The following is an 18885-nucleotide window of genomic DNA, read 5'->3' as shown; positions in this document are numbered from 1 at the left end:
AACCTCAGATCTGCATCGCCATCCCATCCACATTCATCGCCGCCTGGCGCAAGGCCTCGGAGCGGGTGGGGTGCGGGTGGCAGGTGAGGGCGATGTCTTCAGCCGAGGCCGAGAATTCCATCGCCACGCAGAACTCGCCAATCATCTCGCTGACGCTTGGGCCGACCAGATGCACGCCCAGTACCTCATCGGTGTTGGCATCAGCGAGGACCTTGGCGAAGCCTTCGGTCTCATGGTTGATCTTCGCGCGGCTGTTGGCGGTGAAGGGGAACTTGCCCACTTTGTAGGCGCGGCCCTCTGCCTTGAGTTGCTCTTCGGTCTTGCCGACGCTGGCCAACTCGGGGCGGGTGTAGATCACGCCGGGGATCAGGTTGTAATTGACTTCGTGGGGTTTTCCGGCGATGCGCTCGATGCAGGCGACCGCTTCATCTTCGGCCTTGTGCGCCAGCATTGGGCCGGAGGTGACGTCGCCAATGACCCAGACACCCGGTACCGAGGTGCGATGATGCTCGTTGGTGAGCATGCCGCGTTTATCGGTCTGCAGCCCGACACTTTCCAGATTCAGGCCTTGGGTATAAGGACGACGGCCGATGGCAACCAGTACGTAGTCGGCTTGCAGTGTTTCTGCAGCGCCGCCGGCGGCCGGCTCCAGCGTCAGGCTGACGCCGTCGGGCGAGGCCGTTGCCTGAGTCACCTTGCTGCCGAGCTTGAAGGCCATGCCTTGCTTGGCCAGGGCCTTTTGCAGGGTCTTTGCGGTTTCCTCATCTGTGCCGGGGCAGATGCGGTCGAGGTATTCAATGACGGTGACCTGGCTGCCCAGGCGACGCCACACCGAACCCAGCTCCAGGCCGATGACGCCGGCGCCGATCACGATCAGGTGCTTGGGCACCTCGGGAAGGGCCAAAGCGCCTGTGGAATCGATGATGCGCTGGTTATCAATAGTCACGCCTGGAAGGGGAGTGGGCTCGGAGCCGGTAGCGATGACAATGTCCTTGGCCTGCAGCGAGATCTCGCTGCCGTCCTCGGCTTTGACGATGACCTTGCCTACGCCATCCAGGCGGCCCCAGCCTTTGATCCAGTCGACCTTGTTCTTGCGAAACAGGTACTCGATGCCCTTGGTCAGGCCAGTCACGCTCTCGTCCTTCTGTTTCATCATCTGAGCGAGATTCAGGGTTGGCTTCACTTCGATGCCGAGGTGAGCAAACTCGTCACCGCTGGCTGCCTCATACAATTCCGAGGCATGCAGCAATGCCTTGGACGGCATGCAGCCGACATTCAGGCAGGTACCGCCAAGGGTCGAGCGGCCTTCCACACAGGCGACACTCAGACCCAGTTGCCCAGCACGAATCGCCGCGTTGTAGCCGCCAGGGCCACCGCCGATGATCACCACGTCATAGGATTTCATGGGTTTCTACTCCAGATGAAGAAGCGCGAGATGGACACAAGGTTAAGCTGAGAGCGCTAAATTGTATACAATCTGCAGTATTCATAAGATCAGTTAGTTCTAGACCTTGGTTCATTCAGCGGAAACTTCGCACGAATGAACTACCCTGATTCGGTGGTGTTCGAAATTTCATGTATCGAGCCCAGAAGGAGGGTCGTTCATGCTTGCGCAACTTCCGCCGGCGCTGCAGAGCCTGCACTTGCCGCTTCGTCTGAAACTGTGGGACGGTAACCAGTTCGATCTGGGGCCCAGTCCGCAGGTCACCATCCTCGTCAAGGAGCCTCAGCTGATCGCTCAGCTGACCCATCCAAGCATGCACCAGTTGGGCGCCGCGTTCGTGGAAGGCAAGCTGGAGCTGGAGGGCGATATCGGTGAAGCCATTCGGGTGTGTGATGAGCTGAGCGAAGCCTTGCTGACGGAGGAAGATGAGGCACCGCCACAGCGTGTGGCTCACGACAAGCGCACAGACGCCAAGTCCATCTCCTACCACTACGACGTCTCCAACGCGTTCTATCAACTCTGGCTCGATCAGGACATGGCGTATTCCTGCGCCTACTTCCGTGAGCAGGACAATACCCTTGATCAGGCCCAGCAGGACAAGTTTGACCACCTGTGCCGTAAGCTGCGGCTGCAAGCCGATGACTACCTGCTGGACGTCGGCTGCGGTTGGGGTGGGCTGTCACGCTTTGCCGCACGCGAGTACGGTGCGAAGGTGTTCGGCATAACCTTGAGCAAGGAGCAGCTCAAGCTGGCGCGGCAGCGGGTGAAGGCAGAAGGCCTGGCCGACAGGGTCGACCTGCAGATCCTCGACTATCGCGACCTTCCCCAGGATGGCCGCTTCGACAAGGTGGTCAGCGTTGGCATGTTCGAGCATGTCGGGCATGCCAATCTGGCGCTGTACAGCCAGAAGTTGTTCGGCGCTGTGCGAGAGGGTGGCTTGGTGATGAACCATGGCATCACCGCCAAGCATGTCGATGGTCGTCCGGTGGGGCGAGGGGCTGGTGAGTTCATTGACCACTACGTATTCCCCAACGGTGAGCTGCCGCACTTGTCGATGATCAGCGCAAGCCTGTGTGCCGCGGGGCTGGAGGTCGTCGATGTCGAGAGCTTGCGCATGCATTACGCCAAGACCTTGCACCATTGGAGCGATAACCTGGAGAACCAGCTGCACAGGGCTGCGGCGCTGGTGCCGGAAAAAACCCTGCGCATCTGGCGTCTGTACCTGGCCGGCTGCGCCTACGCATTCCAGAAGGGCTGGATCAACCTGCATCAGATCCTTGCCGTCAAACCCTACGCCGATGGGCATCATGACCTGCCCTGGACGCGTGATGACCTGTATCGCTGATTCCCCCGGGGCGCTTTAGCTGCCCCGGTCACATATCAGAGTATCGGCGAAATCAACCGCGCGATACGCATCCCCAGCTGTTGAATGCGGTGGGTTTTACTGCTGTCCTCAGGCGTAATTTCCCTGGCCTGCTCGAAATCAGTGGTCAACATCGTTTCGACCTGATCCGCGAAATCCCGATCCACGGTCAGCAGGGTGATTTCGAAATTGAGACGGAATGAGCGGTTGTCCAGGTTGGCACTACCGATAGCACTGACCTCGTCGTCCACCAACACCACCTTCTGATGAAGGAAACCTGGCTGATAGCGGAACATACGTACCCCCGCCCGTACGGCCTCGAAGGCGAACAGGCTGGAGGCTGCGTAAACGATCCGATGGTCGGGGCGAGCCGGAATCAGGATGCGCACATCCACGCCGCGCAGTACAGCCAGGCGCAGCGCGGCGAACACGGCCTCGTCGGGAATGAAGTAGGGGCTGGTGATCCATACGCGGCGAGTCGCGGAGTGGATGGCTTCGATGAAAAACAGTGAGCAGGTTTCCTGGGGATCTGCCGGCCCGCTGGCCAAGGCCTGGCACAGCACACCATTGTCCGGATAGGCGTCTGGCAGGATCAGTGGAGGTAGCTGACGCGTCGCCCAGTACCAGTCTTCGGCGAAAGACTCCTGCAGGCAGGCCAGCACCGGGCCGCCGATCTGCACGTGGGTATCACGCCAGGGCGAGAGGTGGGGGTTGCCGCCAAGGTATTCATCACCGACGTTGTGCCCGCCAATGAAACCGGTGACCCCATCGACCACGACAATCTTGCGGTGGTTACGGAAGTTCACCTGGAAGCGATTGAACCAGCCGCGGCGGGTGGCGAAGGCATGGATCTGTACACCTGCGTCTCTGAGGCTCTGGCTATAGCTGGCGGGCAAGGCATGGCTGCCAACCCTGTCATACAGCACGAACACCTTCACGCCATCGGCCGCTTTGCGCAGCAACAGTTGCTGCAGTGCTTTGCCAATGGTGTCGTTGTGGATGATGAAGAACTGTACCAGCACCACTTCTCGCGCTTGTTCGATAGCAGCGAAGATGGCGTCGAAGGTGGCCCTGCCATCGATCAACAGCTTTACTTGGTTATTGGCCAGGCATGGCATTCGCCCAAGTTTCGGCATGGCACGCAAGGCGGCGTAGCTCTGCGACTCCCGAGCGGTGAGGGCTTCCTCCACCCATGGCCGCCAGTTGAGGTTGGCCATGGCCACGTGCATTTCCTGGTTGGCCTGGCGCCGAGCCTTTATGTAGGCATTGAAGGAGCGGGCACCGAATACCAGGTAGGGGATGAGGGTGAAGTAGGGAATGAAGAACAGCGACATGGCCCAGGCAATGGCCCCTTGGGCAGTACGCACGGTAAACACCGCATGCAGCGCGGCGATGATGCCAAGCAAGTGAACGAGCCCGAGCACATAGCCGAAGAAGTAGGGGCTGTGGTAATCCATACGCATCCTGCTTGGCAAATACACAGCAGATAACAGAACACTTCCAGGGCCTCCTTGCAACCTGAAAGCGGTTTTGCCGTCTAAGCCTGTGCCCGGCCATTGAGTCGGTTATTTTGAGGAGCGTTCGTCCATGAAGATTCGTCTGCCACTGCTGGCCCTGGCTTTTGGCCTGGCCAGCCCACTGGTGCATGCGCAGATGTTGCAGCCTGGGCTGTGGGAACTCACCACCAGCAACATGCAGGTCGACGGTAAGCCGTTGCCGGACATGCAGTTCATGCTTGGCCAACTGAAGAACCTGCCGCCCGAGCAGAGGGCCATGATGGAAGGGGCGCTGGCCAAGCAAGGCATCGCAGTAGCAGGTAATGGCGTGCGTTCATGCCTGACGCCGGAGCAGGTGAAAACAAACGATATTCCCTTGCAGGACCCTCAGTCAGGCTGCACGCAAAAGATTACCGACCGGACCGGCAATGTCTGGAAGTTTCAGTTCAGTTGCCCGAAAGCTCAGGGTACCGGCCAGGCTACCTTCCTCAGCGATAAGGAGTTCACTACCCAGGTCAACGGGACCTTCAATGCTTCGGGCGTGCAGCAACGGGGCAGTATGAATACCCGTGCCGTATGGCTGGGAAATGACTGTGGAACAGTAAAACCGCGTACCTGAATACTCACCATTGCCATTGGCTGGCCGCTACTGCGTCGTGGGCATGCAGGCTTTCTGCATGTTCCACGCGCAGCTTGAATGCCTTGGCCCAATCCATCTGCTGCAGCGCCTGATGCAATCGGCGGGCGGCATCTTCGCAAAACATCAGGTTCTGTCCGTTGGCCAAGGCGAACGCTTGTTCGTCTGCGCGTTTCACGGCTGTTTGAACGGCGGTGCCCAAGCTTGCCTCAATCCGGTCTATCAGCTCCGTGACCGGCAGTACCTCCAGCCTGTCGCCCAAGCGTACGTTAACCTCAGCCAGGCTCCGTTGGCTGTGGGGAGTAGCAACAATGCCGTGGCTACTGCCCAACCACTCCAGGACCGCCTCTCGGTTTATTGCCTGCCCGGAAAAGTCTGCCTGGAATTGTTGCTGAATCAATTGCCGTGCAAGTGCCGCAGAGCATGGGCAGGTCGACGAATAAGGCACGCGAACCGATAGTTCCACGTGGAACATTCCATTTTCAATCTTGGCATCCACGGTGATCGAATAGCTTTTCCATCCTGCCAATGGGCTGACCAAGGCCGGCCTTTTCAACAAATGATCGAAGGTCAAACGCAGGTAGGCTGCATGGGATAGGCCCTCATGGCTAGCCAGAAAATCTGCGAGTATTTGGCGGATTGCCAATGGAGTCAGTGATTGACGTTCGAGACGTTCCAGTGACAGGTACAGCCGGGACATATGGATACCGCGCGAGGAGCCATCCTCCAGGCTTACACCTGCATCGGCCATAGCAGCCACGCTACGCCCGTCGAAGTGCACGGGCAGGGCGATCCCGCACATGCCCACCCAGGCCAGTGGCGTAGCATGCTGATGTTTCTGTGCGGCGATATCGGGGAGCGTCAGGCTAGTCATTGGCAATACCAGATAAAAGAAATGTCAGCGGCAGCCACCGACCATGCTGCAATGCAGATTGAACCGTTGGCCGTTGGAGCTGGAAACGCGGTTAAGAGAGGTCCAGCCAACTCGGCGGCTGTAGCCAACCCAGGCTTCACCATCGCTGGCCAGGCCGGTGAAGAATGTCAGCGCTCCATAGCGGCTGTTGGTTTGCGCCCATAAGCGGCGCGACGCACTGTCGAAGCCGCGCAGGTAGAAGTGGCTGCCCTCCGTACGCACGCTGTAGTAACTGCCATTGGCGTCCTTGCAGGCCAACAGCGTCGCGCTGCGTGTGCATACCGCCAGCGTGTTTTGCTGAGGCATCGCAAGCAAGGATGTAGGCGCAGCGAGCAGCAGCAACAGGGTGGCAGGTGACAGGTTCATTTCCATCTCCGGGTACTCATCCGACGAGTACGGCTTGGCGAAATTGTATTGTTACTTTATAACATTGTGCAATGCATCGTTTCGAATGCGTCCGCCTGTAGAGGTTTCGCCATGCCCAATCGTCTTCCCGTTACTGTGCTTTCCGGCTTCCTGGGTGCCGGTAAAAGCACCTTGCTCAACCACGTCCTGCGTAATCGCGACAACCTGCGTGTCGCAGTCATCGTCAATGACATGAGCGAAATCAACATTGATGCCAGTGAGGTCCAGCGTAATGTCAGCCTGAATCGGGCTGAAGAAAAGCTGGTTGAGATGAGCAACGGCTGCATCTGCTGCACCCTGCGTGAGGACCTCCTGGAGGAAGTCGCACGGCTGGCTGAGGAAGGCCGGTTCGATTATCTGCTGATCGAGTCGACCGGGATCTCCGAGCCGTTGCCTGTAGCTGAGACGTTCACTTTCCGCGATGAGCAGGGTCGTAGCCTAAGCGACATGGCACGGCTGGACACCATGGTGACGGTGGTCGATGGCCTTAACTTCCTGCGCGATTATCAGGCGGCGGACAGCTTGGCGAGCCGTGGCGAAACCTTGGGGGACGACGATGAGCGATCCATCAGCGACCTGCTGATCGAACAGGTGGAGTTTGCTGATGTGCTGCTGCTGAGCAAGATCGACCTGATCAGCCAGCATGAGCGCGAGGAGCTCATCGCCATTTTGCGCAGCCTCAATGCCCGAGCGCAGATTTTGCCGATGGTGATGGGCCAGGTGCCACTTGCACAGATCCTCGATACCGGCCTTTTCGATTTTGAGCAGGCTGCACAGGCACCTGGATGGCTTCAGGAACTTCGCGGGGAGCATGTGCCCGAAACCGAGGAATACGGCATTGCCGCTACTACCTGGCAAGCTCGCAGGCCGCTGCACCCGCAACGCTTCTTTGATTTTATCCACAAGCAATGGAGCAATGGCCGGTTACTGCGCTCCAAAGGCTTCTTCTGGCTGGCCAGCAAGTTTCAGGAGGCCGGTAGCTGGTCGCAGGCTGGCGGCATGATGCGCTATGGACTGGCCGGCCGCTGGTGGCGTTTTGTGCCAAAGGAGCACTGGCCGCAGGACGAACAGAGCGCTGCAGAAATTCTTAAACACTGGGTGGCTGAGAGTGGTGACTGCCGTCAGGAGCTGGTGTTCATTGGGCAGAACATCGACTTCGCCCAGTTATCCACAGACCTGGATGCCTGCTTGTTGACCGATGACGAAATGGAAATGGGGCATGCGGGCTGGCTGCGCTTACCGGATCCCTTCGGGCCCTGGCACACCGAGGAGGCTGCATGACGCCAGCGGCTCAGCATGTGGATATCCGCCAAGTCCACGGCGAATCCCCTCGGGTACTCACCGACATATTTCAAGAGGGCGTGAACATGGCAGTCTGGCAGCGACGTTTGCCTGCCCAGGTTGAAGACTTCGCGGGATTGGTGGTCAGCCTCGGCCAACCGTTGGCGGACCAGCGGGTGCTCGATGTGGATGAGCATGAGCCGCCGTTACTGCCGGGCTTTTTGGGGGAAGCGGCCGATCTGCAGGGCTATGAGGGTTTCGTCGCAGATGTGTGCTGGCTGGTTTCAGCTTATACGTGCCTGCTGGGTGCGCGTCGGGTCGGTCTGCGCGTGCGGGTGCTGCACAACGCCATGTGCCCGCGCTTCCATGTGGATAACGTGCCTGTGCGCCTGCTCACGACTTATGTGGGCTGCGGCAGCGAATGGCTGCGCGAAGGTGCCATTGAACGAGCCGGATTGCAGTTCGCACCGGCACCTGTGGATAACATCCAACGACTGCAAGCGGGTGATGTTGCGCTGCTGAAGGGCGAAAAATGGTTAGGCAACGAAGGGGCAGGCCTGATCCATCGCTCGCCCGTTGGCCATGACCCTCGCCTGTTACTCAGCCTTGACTGGTTGGCGTGACGGGGCATAGTGGGGTGAACTCCGCCCTGAAGTAAGCGCATGCTGCAGAACATTCCTACCCACGTGATCGCTGGCCCCTTGGGTGCAGGTAAAACCAGCCTCATCCGGCAGCTGATGGCTCAGCGCCCGGCCGGCGAGCGTTGGGCCGTACTGGTCAACGAGTTTGGCCAGATCGGCCTGGATGCGGCCCTGCTCAGCCGTGATGAAGATGGTGTTGCCATTGCTGAAGTGGCGGGTGGTTGCCTGTGCTGCGTCAATGGCACACCGTTCCAGGTCGGGCTGGGGCGCCTATTGCGCAAGGCGCGGCCCGACCGGTTGTTCATCGAACCCTCGGGTCTTGGTCACCCCTTGCAGTTACTGACTCAACTGAACCAGGCTCCTTGGGCGGGGGTTCTGATGCTGCAGCCGATGGTGATGGTTGTGGATGCTCAAGCGCTGGCGCGAGGTGAGCCGTTGCCCGATGCTCAACAACAGGCTCTGGAAGCTGCCGGACTGGTCGTTTTCAATAAAAGCGCGGATGTGAATGAAAATAGTAGGTTGTTGATAAACAAGGAAATTACAGCGAAACAGGGCGTTTGGACAGACCAAGGGCTGTTAGCAATTTCCAGCCTCCCTCATTCATCCACAGGTTCAGCGGGCGATGGTTCTGTGGATAAAGCCGTTGTGGGTAATCCCCAGCCGGCTAAAGGCGCCCTGTGGATAGATCCTCGACAGCCAATCTGCCATGCACAGCAAGGCGAAGGTGGCTGGAGTGTCGGCTGGCGCTGGCACCCAAGTCAGCAATTCGATCCACAGGCCTTGCGTGGCTTACTTGACTCTCACTCATGGCGTCGGGCAAAGGGGGTTATCCACAGCCCGCAGGGTTGGCAGTCTTTCAACGGCCTTGACGGCAACTTGCCGGTTTGGCAGCCGAGTGACTGGCGCAAAGACACCCGGATTGAGCTGATTTTCGACCAGCCCCAAACCCTGCGAGCGCTGCAGGCTGCGCTGGAAGCCTGCCGGGTGATGTAATCAGTTGTGCCAGCGATTGTGTTCCTGGCGCCATTGTTTCATCTCGATCACGTTGTCGGCCCGTGGCGGCGTATTGATCTCGAACGGGTAGGGCGCCAGCTCAATCTGCACGCTATGAGCGCCAAACTGAGTCACCGTGCCCGGGTGGCGTTGTTCGCCGGTGACAGTGAACTCGAAGGCATACACACGGGCCAGGCGCTTTCTGCCATTGGCATCGCGCAGGAATGCGATGCGCTTGAGCGCGACGGCATCGTCGAGCAGCTCCAGATCCAGCTTGGCACAATGCTGTTTGACCCGTTCCAGGGCCTTCTCGCGCAGCCCGTGGTTGTGCCATAACCAAGCGCCTGCCGTGGCCACCAGCATCAGGACGAAGAGATTCTCCAGGGTCAACATTTGCGTATGCTCCAAACAGGTCGATCCAGCTTAACTGCGTCCCTGGTCTGTCGTACAGGTGGCAATCGAGTTCATACTGCGCGACGCACAGTCCTTGAAACAGCTTTGGAAAACGCCCGCATGAAACGTACCCCGCACCTGCTCGCCATTCAGTCCCACGTGGTGTTCGGCCACGCCGGTAACAGCGCTGCGGTGTTCCCAATGCAGCGTATCGGGGTCAATGTCTGGCCGCTCAATACCGTGCAGTTCTCCAACCACACTCAGTATGGCCAGTGGGCGGGCGAAGTGCTTGCTCCAGCGCAAATTCCTGCGTTGGTGGAAGGCATTTCCAACATTGGCGAACTGGGCCATTGCGATGCCGTGCTCTCGGGCTATCTGGGTAGCGCCGAGCAGGGGCGGGCGATATTGGCAGGTGTTGAGCGGATCAAGGCCGTCAACCCGAAGGCGCTGTACTTGTGCGACCCGGTCATGGGGCATGCGGAGAAAGGCTGCATCGTGCCCCAGGAGGTGAGCGAGTTCCTGCTGGACGACGCGGTTGCCCAGGCTGACATCCTGTGTCCCAACCAGCTGGAGCTGGACAGCTTTTGCGGCCGGCGCGCGCAAAGCCTGGAAGATTGCGTGCGCATGGCTCGCGGCCTGCTCGAGCGTGGCCCGCAGGTTGTGCTGGTCAAGCATCTGGCCTACCCAGGACGTTGCGAAGACATGTTCGAAATGTTGCTGGTCACCCGTGACCACAGCTGGCACTTGCGCCGCCCGCTGCTGGCATTCCCTCGCCAGCCGGTCGGGGTAGGGGACTTGACCTCAGGGCTGTTCCTGGCCCGGGTGCTGTTGGGCGACAGCTGGGTGCAAGCCTTCGAGTACACCGCGGCAGCCGTGCATGAGGTGTTGCTGGAAACCCAGGCCTGCGCCAGCTACGAACTGCAGCTGGTGCGGGCCCAGGACCGCATCGCTTACCCGCGTGTGCGTTTCGAGGCGCAGCGCTTGGCGTTTTAAAGGGCGTCGGTCTTCAAGTCCTGGTAACGCTTTTCCAGTTCCTGACGGATCTGCCGGCGTTGCTGGCCCTGTAGGAAACGTCGCTTTTCTTCACTGGACTGCGGCTGACGGGCAGGGACAGGGACCGGGCGGCGGTTGTCGTCGACCGCGACCATGGTGAAAAAACAGCTGTTGGAATGACGCACCGAGCGTTCGCGAATGTTCTCGGTGACCACCTTGATGCCCACCTCCATGGAGGTATTGCCGGTGTAGTTGACCGAGGCCAGGAACGTCACGAGTTCGCCTACGTGCACCGGCTCGCGGAAAATCACCTGGTCGACCGAGAGGGTTACCACATAGCTGCCGGCATAGCGGCTGGCGCAGGCATAGGCCACTTCATCGAGATACTTGAGCAAGGTGCCGCCATGTACGTTGCCAGAAAAGTTGGCCATGTCCGGGGTCATCAGGACGGTCATGCTCAGCTGGGCGTTTCCAGGTTCCATAGTGTGCTCACGGTGAGGTTGCGCTGAATCGGGGCGGGTATCTGCTGACACTTTCTGTTTCCCCTCTTGAAGTTTGCCTTCCTGATACGGGACGTTGACAGACGCTCCGTCGTCACGCCGATCATGCCATCAGGGGCCGTTGACCGGCCGATCTGTTTCTACATATTGCGTCGGCATTATGCGGCGGGGTGCGATGTTACCCTGAGTACGCCCATGCAACATGGGCCTTCCTGCATTCAATACAGTATGTACTTGCTGCTCGCTCGGGTTTGCCTTGGCAGAGGAGCGGTTTGCCCGGGCAACGAAAAGGAGTATCGCGCCATGCATGCCATCAGCTTTATCCAGGATCTGGCAGTGATCATGCTGGTCGCCGGGGTAGTGACGATCCTCTTTCATCGCTTCAAGCAGCCAGTAGTGCTGGGCTACATCGTCGCCGGTTTCATCATCGGCCCGCACACCCCGCCCTTCGGCCTGATTCATGATGAAGACACCATCAAGACCCTCGCCGAGCTGGGCGTGATCTTCCTGATGTTCTGCCTGGGCCTTGAGTTCAGCCTGCGCAAGCTGTTCAAGGTGGGGGCCACGGCGTTCATTGCAGCGTTTCTGGAAATCGTCCTGATGATCTGGATCGGTTTCGAGATCGGCCGCTGGTTTGGCTGGAGCACCATGGACTCGCTGTTCCTCGGTGCGATCCTGGCGATTTCCTCGACCACCATCATCGTCAAGGCACTCAACGACCTGAAGATGAAAAACGAGCGCTTTGCCCAGCTGATCTTCGGCGTACTGATCGTCGAGGATATTCTCGGCATCGGCATCATCGCCCTGCTGTCAGGGATTGCAGTCAGTGGTACGGTCAGTTCCGGAGAGGTCTTTTCCACGGTCGGCAAGCTGTCGCTGTTCATGATCGTGGCGCTGGTTATCGGCATTTTGCTGGTGCCGCGATTGCTGGCCTACGTCGCGAAATTCGAGAGCAACGAGATGTTGCTGATCACCGTGCTGGGCCTGTGCTTCGGTTTCTGCCTGCTGGTGGTTAAACTCGAGTACAGCATGGTGCTGGGGGCCTTCCTGATCGGTGCGATCATGGCCGAATCCCGCCAGTTGCTGAAGATCGAACGGCTGATAGAGCCGGTGCGTGACTTGTTCAGCGCCATTTTCTTCGTCGCCATCGGCTTGATGATCGACCCGAACGTGCTGCTCGACTACGCCTGGCCGATTATGGTGATCACCGTAGCCGTGGTGCTGGGCAAGATGCTCTCTTGCGGCATGGGTGCATTCATTGCCGGCAACGACGGCCGTACCTCGCTGCGCGTGGGCATGGGGCTGTCACAGATTGGCGAATTCTCTTTCATCATTGCGGCCTTGGGCATGACGCTACAGGTTACCAGTGACTTCCTCTATCCGGTTGCGGTGGCTGTTTCGGCCATCACCACGTTGCTTACGCCCTATCTCATCCGTGCTGCGGACCCGCTGTCGCTGAAGCTGGGCAAGGTGATGCCGAGCCGGCTGTCGCGGGTGCTGTCGCTGTATGGCGAGTGGCTGCGCAGTATCCAGCCGCAGGGTGAAAGCGCGATGCTGGCCGCGATGATCCGGCGCATTCTGCTGCAGGTAGGTGTCAACCTGGCGCTGGTGGTCGCGATCTTCTTCAGTGGCGGGTATTTCGCCGCACGCATCGGTACTTGGCTCAGTGAGTGGGTGAGCGATGTCAGCCAGCAAAAGGCGATAATCTGGGGCGCGGCGCTGTTGTTGTCGCTGCCCTTCCTTATCGCTGCCTATCGCAAGCTTAAAGCGCTGTCGATGTTGTTGGCGGAGATGGGTGTCAAACCGGAAATGGCAGGGCGCCATACCCAGCGCGTTCGCCGTGTAGTGGCCGAAGTGATCCCGCTGCTGTCACTGCTGGTCATCTTCCTGCTGCTGTCGGCGTTGTCGGCAAGCATCCTGCCGACCAACGAATTGCTGCTGATCATCGCCGTGGTGGCCGCGATAGTGGTGGCGGTGTTGTGGCGCTGGTTCATCCGTGTGCATTCGCGGATGCAGATCGCCCTGCTGGAGACGCTGGAAAACAGCCGGGAAAATACGCACTGATGGGCGCTCTACGGGAGATTCCGTCAACGTGCGAGGAAAAGAGCGGTAACGATGTCGCCAGGCGCTTAAAGCCTGGCGACTGTGCGAGTGATCAGCTTTCCAGCCAGACGTCCCGTGCCCAGTGCCAGACCGATTCCCAGCTGTCTTCGCCAACCCCTTCCTCGTCGCCATCCCACAGCACTACCGTGCCGTCTTCCTCGACGCAGTAGAAGTTGTCACCGTCCTGGCACAGCGGGATCAGGTCACGCGGTACGCCCGCGTCCCATGCATTGGCTGCCACGTCGGGCAGGTAGGTGTGTGACTGCGGATCGGTGACGGTCACCGGCTCCAGCGAGCCGTACACCACGTCGCTGACGGTCAAAAGGAACTCTTTGAACACGAACGGAATGTTGATGAACAGTTGTTCCTCGATCTCGACCAGTTGGTCCTCATCGGGAAGCTCCAGGGGCACCGGTACCGGCTCATTGGCTTCACGGAGTTGTTCGATCACTTCTTCCACGGTTCTTTTCCTCCAACCTTGATGACATCGCTGCGCGTTATACCCTAGTAGGGCGGTGTGGCAAAAGCAAAAACCCCGGGGCTAGCCCGGGGTTTTTTGTGCAACGTGCGGCGGTTAACCGTTTTGGCGGATACCGGCGACCAGCCAAGGCTGGTTCTCGCCCGGGGCACGAACCATGTGCCAGCTTTCGCTGAAAGGTTCGCCCTGGTCGAAGCGCGAGGTCTTCGACACGCCACGGAAGGTCAGGGTGGCGTCGGTACGGTCGGCGCGATCGTCGACACCGTCCAGTTGCACGTCGAGGTTATCGATGTAGGTGGCCTGGAAACCATCACCCAGGTCTGCACGCTCACGCTTGAGGAACTCAAGCATCTGCGGGGTGACGAACTCGGCGATCTTGTCCATCTCGTTGGCATCCCAGTGCTGCTGCAGCGACTGGAAGTGGCTACGGGCTGCGGCCAGGAAGCTCTGCTCGTTGAACCAGGCCGGGGCGTTGATGACCGGTGCGGCTGGCGCTGCAGGTGCAGCCGAACCACCGAAGATCGACGGCTGGGCAGGCTGGCCGTGGGCTTCACGCTGGAACGGTGCGTGGCCCGGAGCGGCCATCTGCGGCTGCTGCTGGCGGCGCCGTGCGGCGATGAAGCGGAACACCAGGAACGCGATCAGGGCGACGATCAGGAAGTCCATGATCTGAAGGCCCTCGAAGCCGTCACCCATGAACATGGACGCCAGCAGGCCACCGGCGGCGAGGCCGGCCAGTGGGCCCAGCCAGCGCGAAGCACCGCTGGCGGCGGCCGGTGCACGGCCAGGAGCGGTCGGTGCAGCGGCAGGCGTGGTTGGCGTAGCCTGGCGGGTCTGGTGGATAGGCGCGGAGCCCGAACTCTTGCCGCCGCCGAAGCGCTTGGCGTTGGCGTCCAGGCTCAGCGTCAGGCCGACGCAAAGCGCCAGTGCGATGCTAAGAAAACGTTGCATAAATGGGATTTCCCCTGTTGTGGATTGCACGCGCGTCATGTTGCACAGGTTCCTGTGCACATGACCAGCGACATAATGTTTCCAGCTTTTGCCTGAATATTTCAACGTGCCCTGCAGGCTTCAGATAGCTTCGAGCTTGGCATAGCCCAGCATCAGCCACTTGCTGCCTTCGGCAAAGTTCACCTGCACGCGCGCCTGTGCGCCGGAACCCTCGAAGTTGAGGATCACACCTTCACCGAATACCGAATGCTGTACCCGCTGGCCCAGATTGAAAGCGGTCTGGGGAATGTTGGCATTGGCGAACAGGCTGCTGGCGCTGGTGCTCTTGGCGCCGCCGAACGGGCGGCTGACGCTGTTCGAAAGACGCACTTCCTGAACCAGGCCTGGCGGAATTTCCCGTACGAATCGTGACACCTTATTGTAGGTTTCACTGCCATACAGGCGACGCGTTTCGGCATAGGTCATGAATAGCTGGCGCATGGCACGGGTAATGCCCACGTACGCCAGTCGGCGCTCTTCTTCCAGGCGGCCTGGCTCTTCCAGGCTCATCTTGTGCGGGAACAGGCCTTCTTCCATGCCCACCAGGAAGACGTAGGGGAATTCCAGGCCCTTGGCGCTATGCAACGTCATCAGCTGAATGCTGTCTTCGTGCTCGTCAGCCTGGGCCTCGCCGGCTTCAAGCGAAGCATGACCGAGGAAGGCCGACAGCGGCGAAAGGTCGGCGTCATCGTCAGTGGTTTCGAAGTTTCGTGCTGCGCTGACCAGTTCCTCAAGGTTTTCTACCCGTGCCTGACCCTTTTCACCCTTTTCTTCCTGGTGATAGATGATCAGTCCGGACTGCTCGACGACTGTCTGCGTCATGGTATGCAGGGGCATGTCCGCGACTTTGCCAGCCAGGCTCTCGATCAGCTCGATGAAAGCGCCCAGCGCACTGGCTGCCCGGCCTTTGAGTGCCTTGGCGGCGAGCAGTTGGCACATGGCCCCCCACATCGACAGTTGACTGTGGCGGGCATGTTCACGAATGGCCTCGACAGTTTTCTCGCCAATGCCACGCGGTGGCACATTGATGACCCGTTCGAGGGCGGCGTCGTTGCCACGGCCTTCTATCAAGCGCAGGTAAGCCATGGCGTTCTTGATCTCGGCGCGTTCGAAGAAGCGCTGGCCACCATAGATGCGGTAGGGGATGCGCTCGCGCAGCAGGGCTTCTTCCAGCACCCGCGACTGGGCGTTGGAGCGATACAGGATGGCGATGTCGCTGCGCGAATTGCCTTGCTTGATCAGGCTTTCAATGGTCTCGACCACGTAGCGCGCTTCGTCATGCTCGTTGTAAGCCGCATAAAGGGTCAAAGGCTCGCCCTCGCCCAGATCGGTCCAAAGCTCTTTGCCCAAGCGCCCGCTGTTGTTTGCGATCAGCGCGTTGGCGGCTTTGAGGATGCCGCCGGTGGAGCGGTAGTTCTGCTCCAGGCGGATCATCTCGGCGTCAGGGAAGTCAGCCGTGTACTGGTGAATATTTTCAATCTTGGCGCCGCGCCAGCCGTAAATCGACTGGTCGTCGTCGCCTACGGCCATCAGGCTTCCGCCGCCCTTGCCAGCCAGCAGGCGCAGCCAGGCGTACTGTACGGCGTTGGTGTCCTGGAACTCGTCCACCAGCAGGTGGCGGAAGCGCCGCTGGTAGTGTTCGAGCAGGCCCGGGTGGTCGCGCCACAGGTCCAAGGCACGCAGCAGGAGTTCGGAGAAGTCGATCACTCCCGCGCGTTCGCAGGCCTGTTCGTAGGCTTCATAGATGCTACGCATGGTCCCCAGGAACAGGTCGCCGCTGGCCTGGATATGCTGCGGGCGCAGGCCTTCGTCCTTCTGCCCGTTGATGAACCACTGTGCCTGGCGCGCGGGCCAGCGCTGCTCGTCGAGACCAAGCTCACGGATCACCCGCTTGACCAGGCGCTGCTGGTCATCACTGTCGAGGATCTGGAAATTCTGTACCAGGCGCGCTTCCTGCCAGTGGGCGCGCAACAACCGATGCGCCAGACCGTGGAAGGTCCCCACCCACATGCCGGCCGGGTTGATGCCCAGCAATTGCTCGATACGCTGGCGCATTTCGGCGGCAGCCTTGTTGGTGAAGGTCACCGACAGGATCGAGTGCGGTGAGGCCTGCTCGACCTGGATCAGCCAGGCGATGCGATGCACCAGCACGCGGGTTTTACCGGAACCGGCGCCAGCAAGCACCAGCTGACGCCCGAGCGTGGCCGCGACGGCCTGGCGTTGGGCATCGTTCAAGGAATTCAGCAGGAGTGAGAGGTCATCTGTGTGCATGCGGCCATTCTAGGGGTAGGCCGGTCATGGGGCAAACGTCTACTGTATAAATATTCACCTGCCCGTGATTACTCAGGGCGCTCCCTGTATTCCGAATGCCAGGCTACCGCACGGCGGTACCCTGGCATCACAAGCTCAGTCGATGGCTGTCCTTTCCCCGATTTGAACTATTTGCGAACCGTCAGCCTGCACGATTTCCAGAGCTTTCCACATAGTCCCGCCCTCACGCCGGTAAGAAACGCGCTTCTCGGTGATGACTGAAAGCGCCGGACAGCCGTTGTCGACGAGTTTCAGTTCGAGGACTTCCCATCCCCCCCTGTGTCGCTTCTGGGGTTCAACCAGTACGGGTTCGATCCCCGGGTGAGCAACTTGCACTGACCCCTGAACTTCGAAGTAGACCGGCTCGCCGGGCACTTTCTCGTTGTATGCATACAGGTTTTCGATTTCGTTCATGATGTATTCCTTGGCAATTGAGAACTGCACCACAAGGCGCAGCGCCACTCTCTCTCCTGCCAGGAGTCAATGGGATCGGGCAGTATTTCAGCTGTGCCAGTGACTTCCATGCCGGGCCAGCAGGCTGTTGGCCTGCTCGGGGCCACTGCTGCCGGCTGCATAGTGACGAGGGGCCTGGAAATGCTCTTCCCAGCCTTTGATGATCGGGTCGATCCAGGCCCAGGCGGCTTCCACCTCGTCACGGCGCATGAACAGCGTCGAATCACCCTCCAGTACGTCCAGCAGCAGACGTTCATAGGCCTCCCAGCGACGCGTCTGGCCGAACACCTGCGCCAGGTTGAGGTCCAGGTCCACCGGCTCCAGGCGCATGCCCTTGCCGGGGCTTTTGGTCATCATGCGCAAGCTGATGCGCTCATCGGGCTGTAGCCGGATCAATAGCTGGTTGACCTGGCCACCGTTGAACAGCTCGTGGGGGACGGGCTTGAACTGGATGACGATCTGCGACGAGCGTCGTGCCATGCGTTTGCCGGTGCGCAGATAGAAAGGCACGCCAGCCCAGCGCCAATTGTCGATGTGGGCGTGGACGGCGACGAATGTTTCGGTGTCGCTGTCATTGTCCACGTCCTTTTCGAAGTAGTAGGCAGGCACTTCCTGGCCGCCGATGTGCCCGGCACCGTACTGACCGCGCACGGTCTTGTCCTGAACGTCCTGGCCGGTAATTGGCTTGAGGGCGCGCAGAATCTTGACCTTCTCGTCGCGTACCGCCTCGGCCTCGAACTGCGCGGGCGGCTCCATGGCTACCAGGCACAGCAACTGCAGCAGGTGGTTCTGCAGCATGTCGCGTGTGGCCCCGGACCGGTCATAGTAGGCCCCTCTGTTCTCTACACCGAGGGTTTCACAGACGCTGATCTGCACATGATCGACCTGCCCGTTGCGCCACACCGGCTCCAGCAACGCGTTGGCGAAGCGCAGGGCCATGAGATTCTGCACGGTCTCCTTGCCAAGGTAGTGATCTATGCGAAACACCTGCGATTCCTCGAACACCGTGCCGATCGCTTCGTTGATGGCGGTGGCCGACTCCAGCGAATGGCCGATCGGCTTCTCCAGCACGATGCGCGCCTCTTGGTCGGCCAGCCCCGCCACCCGCAGGTGGTTGGCAATCGGCACGAACAGATTGGGCGCGGTGGCCAGGTAATAGATGCGGGTCAGCCCGCCAGGCTCGCCGAGGTAGCGCGCCAGGCGCCCGAAATCGGCACTTTGCGCGGCGTCCATGGGAAAGTAGTCCAGGCGCGCACTAAAGCGTTGCCACACCTCTTCGTCGAAGTCACTCCGGGCGATCTGCGCTCGGCAATGGCGTTCGGCGAGCTTCAGATACTCGTTGCGCGACAGGTTGCGTCGGGCCAGGGCAATGATGCGCACGGCAATGTTCAAACGTGCCTCGCGATACAGGTGATAGAGCGCCGGCAGCAGTTTGTGCAGGGCCAGATCGCCAGTGCCGCCGAACACCAGAATGTCGCAAGGAATAGTCAAA

General features: G+C 59.9%; 18 protein-coding genes. 7 read left to right on the top strand and 11 right to left on the bottom strand.

Translation table 11 applies throughout. The features are described 5' to 3' along the window. Positions 1–4: 4 nt before the first annotated feature. Positions 5–1405 (bottom strand): dihydrolipoyl dehydrogenase, encoded by a 1401-nt coding sequence (lpdA, locus tag JET17_RS26285; protein ID WP_012316897.1) that lies wholly within the window; start codon positions 1403–1405, stop codon positions 5–7. A gap of 199 nt (positions 1406–1604) precedes the next feature. Between lpdA and cfaB the strand changes: the two genes are divergently transcribed. Further along, positions 1605–2789 (top strand): C17 cyclopropane fatty acid synthase CfaB, encoded by a 1185-nt coding sequence (gene cfaB / locus JET17_RS26280; RefSeq protein WP_012316896.1) that lies wholly within the window; start codon positions 1605–1607, stop codon positions 2787–2789. Positions 2790–2824: 35 nt separating this feature from the next. Here the strand turns inward: cfaB and cls are convergent, their stop codons facing one another. Further along, positions 2825–4264, bottom strand: coding sequence for a cardiolipin synthase (gene cls / locus JET17_RS26275; RefSeq protein WP_012316895.1), 1440 nt, complete (start codon positions 4262–4264; stop codon positions 2825–2827). A gap of 130 nt (positions 4265–4394) precedes the next feature. Here cls and JET17_RS26270 point away from each other — a divergent pair, with 130 nt between their 5' ends. After that, positions 4395–4922, top strand: coding sequence for a DUF3617 domain-containing protein (locus tag JET17_RS26270; protein WP_012316894.1), 528 nt, complete (start codon positions 4395–4397; stop codon positions 4920–4922). A gap of 4 nt (positions 4923–4926) precedes the next feature. Here the strand turns inward: JET17_RS26270 and folE2 are convergent, their stop codons facing one another. After that, positions 4927–5814: a GTP cyclohydrolase FolE2 gene (folE2, locus tag JET17_RS26265; protein ID WP_012316893.1), complete on the bottom strand. Its 888-nt coding sequence runs from the start codon at positions 5812–5814 to the stop codon at positions 4927–4929. A 24-nt stretch (positions 5815–5838) separates the two neighbouring features. Further along, entirely contained in the window at positions 5839–6219 is a 381-nt protein-coding gene (locus JET17_RS26260) for a hypothetical protein (protein ID WP_012316892.1), read from the bottom strand. Between the two features lie 111 nt (positions 6220–6330). On the opposite strand from JET17_RS26260, the gene zigA reads away from it, so the two are divergent. Genes zigA through JET17_RS26245 form a run of 3 tightly spaced genes read left to right on the top strand, consistent with a single transcriptional unit; the run spans position 6331 to position 9173 of the window. After that, positions 6331–7539 carry a zinc metallochaperone GTPase ZigA gene (zigA, locus tag JET17_RS26255; protein WP_012316891.1) on the top strand — a complete coding sequence of 403 codons (1209 nt, stop codon included), beginning with the start codon at positions 6331–6333 and terminating at the stop codon, positions 7537–7539. Next, the gene (locus tag JET17_RS26250) at positions 7536–8162 is read left to right on the top strand and encodes a DUF1826 domain-containing protein (protein WP_012316890.1); all 627 of its coding nucleotides are present in this window, start codon (positions 7536–7538) and stop codon (positions 8160–8162) included. The genes zigA and JET17_RS26250 overlap by 4 nt, the downstream gene beginning before the upstream one ends. Positions 8163–8201: 39 nt before the next feature. Next, on the top strand, positions 8202–9173 hold the full coding sequence (locus JET17_RS26245) for a CobW family GTP-binding protein (RefSeq protein WP_012316889.1): 972 nt from the start codon (positions 8202–8204) through the stop codon (positions 9171–9173). On the opposite strand, the gene JET17_RS26240 is transcribed toward JET17_RS26245, so the two are convergent. Then, on the bottom strand, positions 9174–9566 hold the full coding sequence (locus tag JET17_RS26240) for a DUF3301 domain-containing protein (protein WP_012316888.1): 393 nt from the start codon (positions 9564–9566) through the stop codon (positions 9174–9176). Positions 9567–9686: 120 nt separating this feature from the next. Between JET17_RS26240 and pdxY the strand changes: the two genes are divergently transcribed. Further along, on the top strand, positions 9687–10559 hold the full coding sequence (pdxY, locus tag JET17_RS26235) for a pyridoxal kinase PdxY (protein WP_012316887.1): 873 nt from the start codon (positions 9687–9689) through the stop codon (positions 10557–10559). On the opposite strand, the gene JET17_RS26230 is transcribed toward pdxY, so the two are convergent. After that, entirely contained in the window at positions 10556–11041 is a 486-nt protein-coding gene (locus JET17_RS26230) for an acyl-CoA thioesterase (protein ID WP_012316886.1), read from the bottom strand. The genes pdxY and JET17_RS26230 overlap by 4 nt on opposite strands. 321 nt (positions 11042–11362) lie before the next feature. On the opposite strand from JET17_RS26230, the gene JET17_RS26225 reads away from it, so the two are divergent. After that, a complete protein-coding gene (locus tag JET17_RS26225) occupies positions 11363–13123 on the top strand; it encodes a cation:proton antiporter (protein WP_012316885.1) in 1761 nt (586 codons plus the stop codon). A 91-nt stretch (positions 13124–13214) separates the two neighbouring features. Here the strand turns inward: JET17_RS26225 and JET17_RS26220 are convergent, their stop codons facing one another. The 5 genes from JET17_RS26220 to zwf form a co-directional block, all read right to left on the bottom strand. Further along, positions 13215–13622 carry an SMI1/KNR4 family protein gene (locus JET17_RS26220; RefSeq protein ID WP_012316884.1) on the bottom strand — a complete coding sequence of 136 codons (408 nt, stop codon included), beginning with the start codon at positions 13620–13622 and terminating at the stop codon, positions 13215–13217. A 114-nt stretch (positions 13623–13736) separates the two neighbouring features. Then, positions 13737–14591: a Tim44 domain-containing protein gene (locus JET17_RS26215; RefSeq protein WP_012316883.1), complete on the bottom strand. Its 855-nt coding sequence runs from the start codon at positions 14589–14591 to the stop codon at positions 13737–13739. A 120-nt stretch (positions 14592–14711) separates the two neighbouring features. Next, positions 14712–16901, bottom strand: coding sequence for a DNA helicase II (uvrD, locus tag JET17_RS26210; RefSeq protein ID WP_012316882.1), 2190 nt, complete (start codon positions 16899–16901; stop codon positions 14712–14714). A gap of 135 nt (positions 16902–17036) precedes the next feature. Continuing rightward, positions 17037–17354 (bottom strand): hypothetical protein, encoded by a 318-nt coding sequence (locus tag JET17_RS26205; protein ID WP_042112142.1) that lies wholly within the window; start codon positions 17352–17354, stop codon positions 17037–17039. Between the two features lie 87 nt (positions 17355–17441). Beyond that, the gene (gene zwf, locus JET17_RS26200) at positions 17442–18884 is read right to left on the bottom strand and encodes a glucose-6-phosphate dehydrogenase (protein ID WP_012316880.1); all 1443 of its coding nucleotides are present in this window, start codon (positions 18882–18884) and stop codon (positions 17442–17444) included. Position 18885 lies beyond the last annotated feature (1 nt).

This window comes from Pseudomonas putida (assembly GCF_016406145.1).
Taxonomy (GTDB): domain Bacteria; phylum Pseudomonadota; class Gammaproteobacteria; order Pseudomonadales; family Pseudomonadaceae; genus Aquipseudomonas; species Aquipseudomonas putida_E.
Note: the sequence above shows the minus strand (reverse complement) of the source record. Positions and strands in the feature narration are given on the sequence as shown.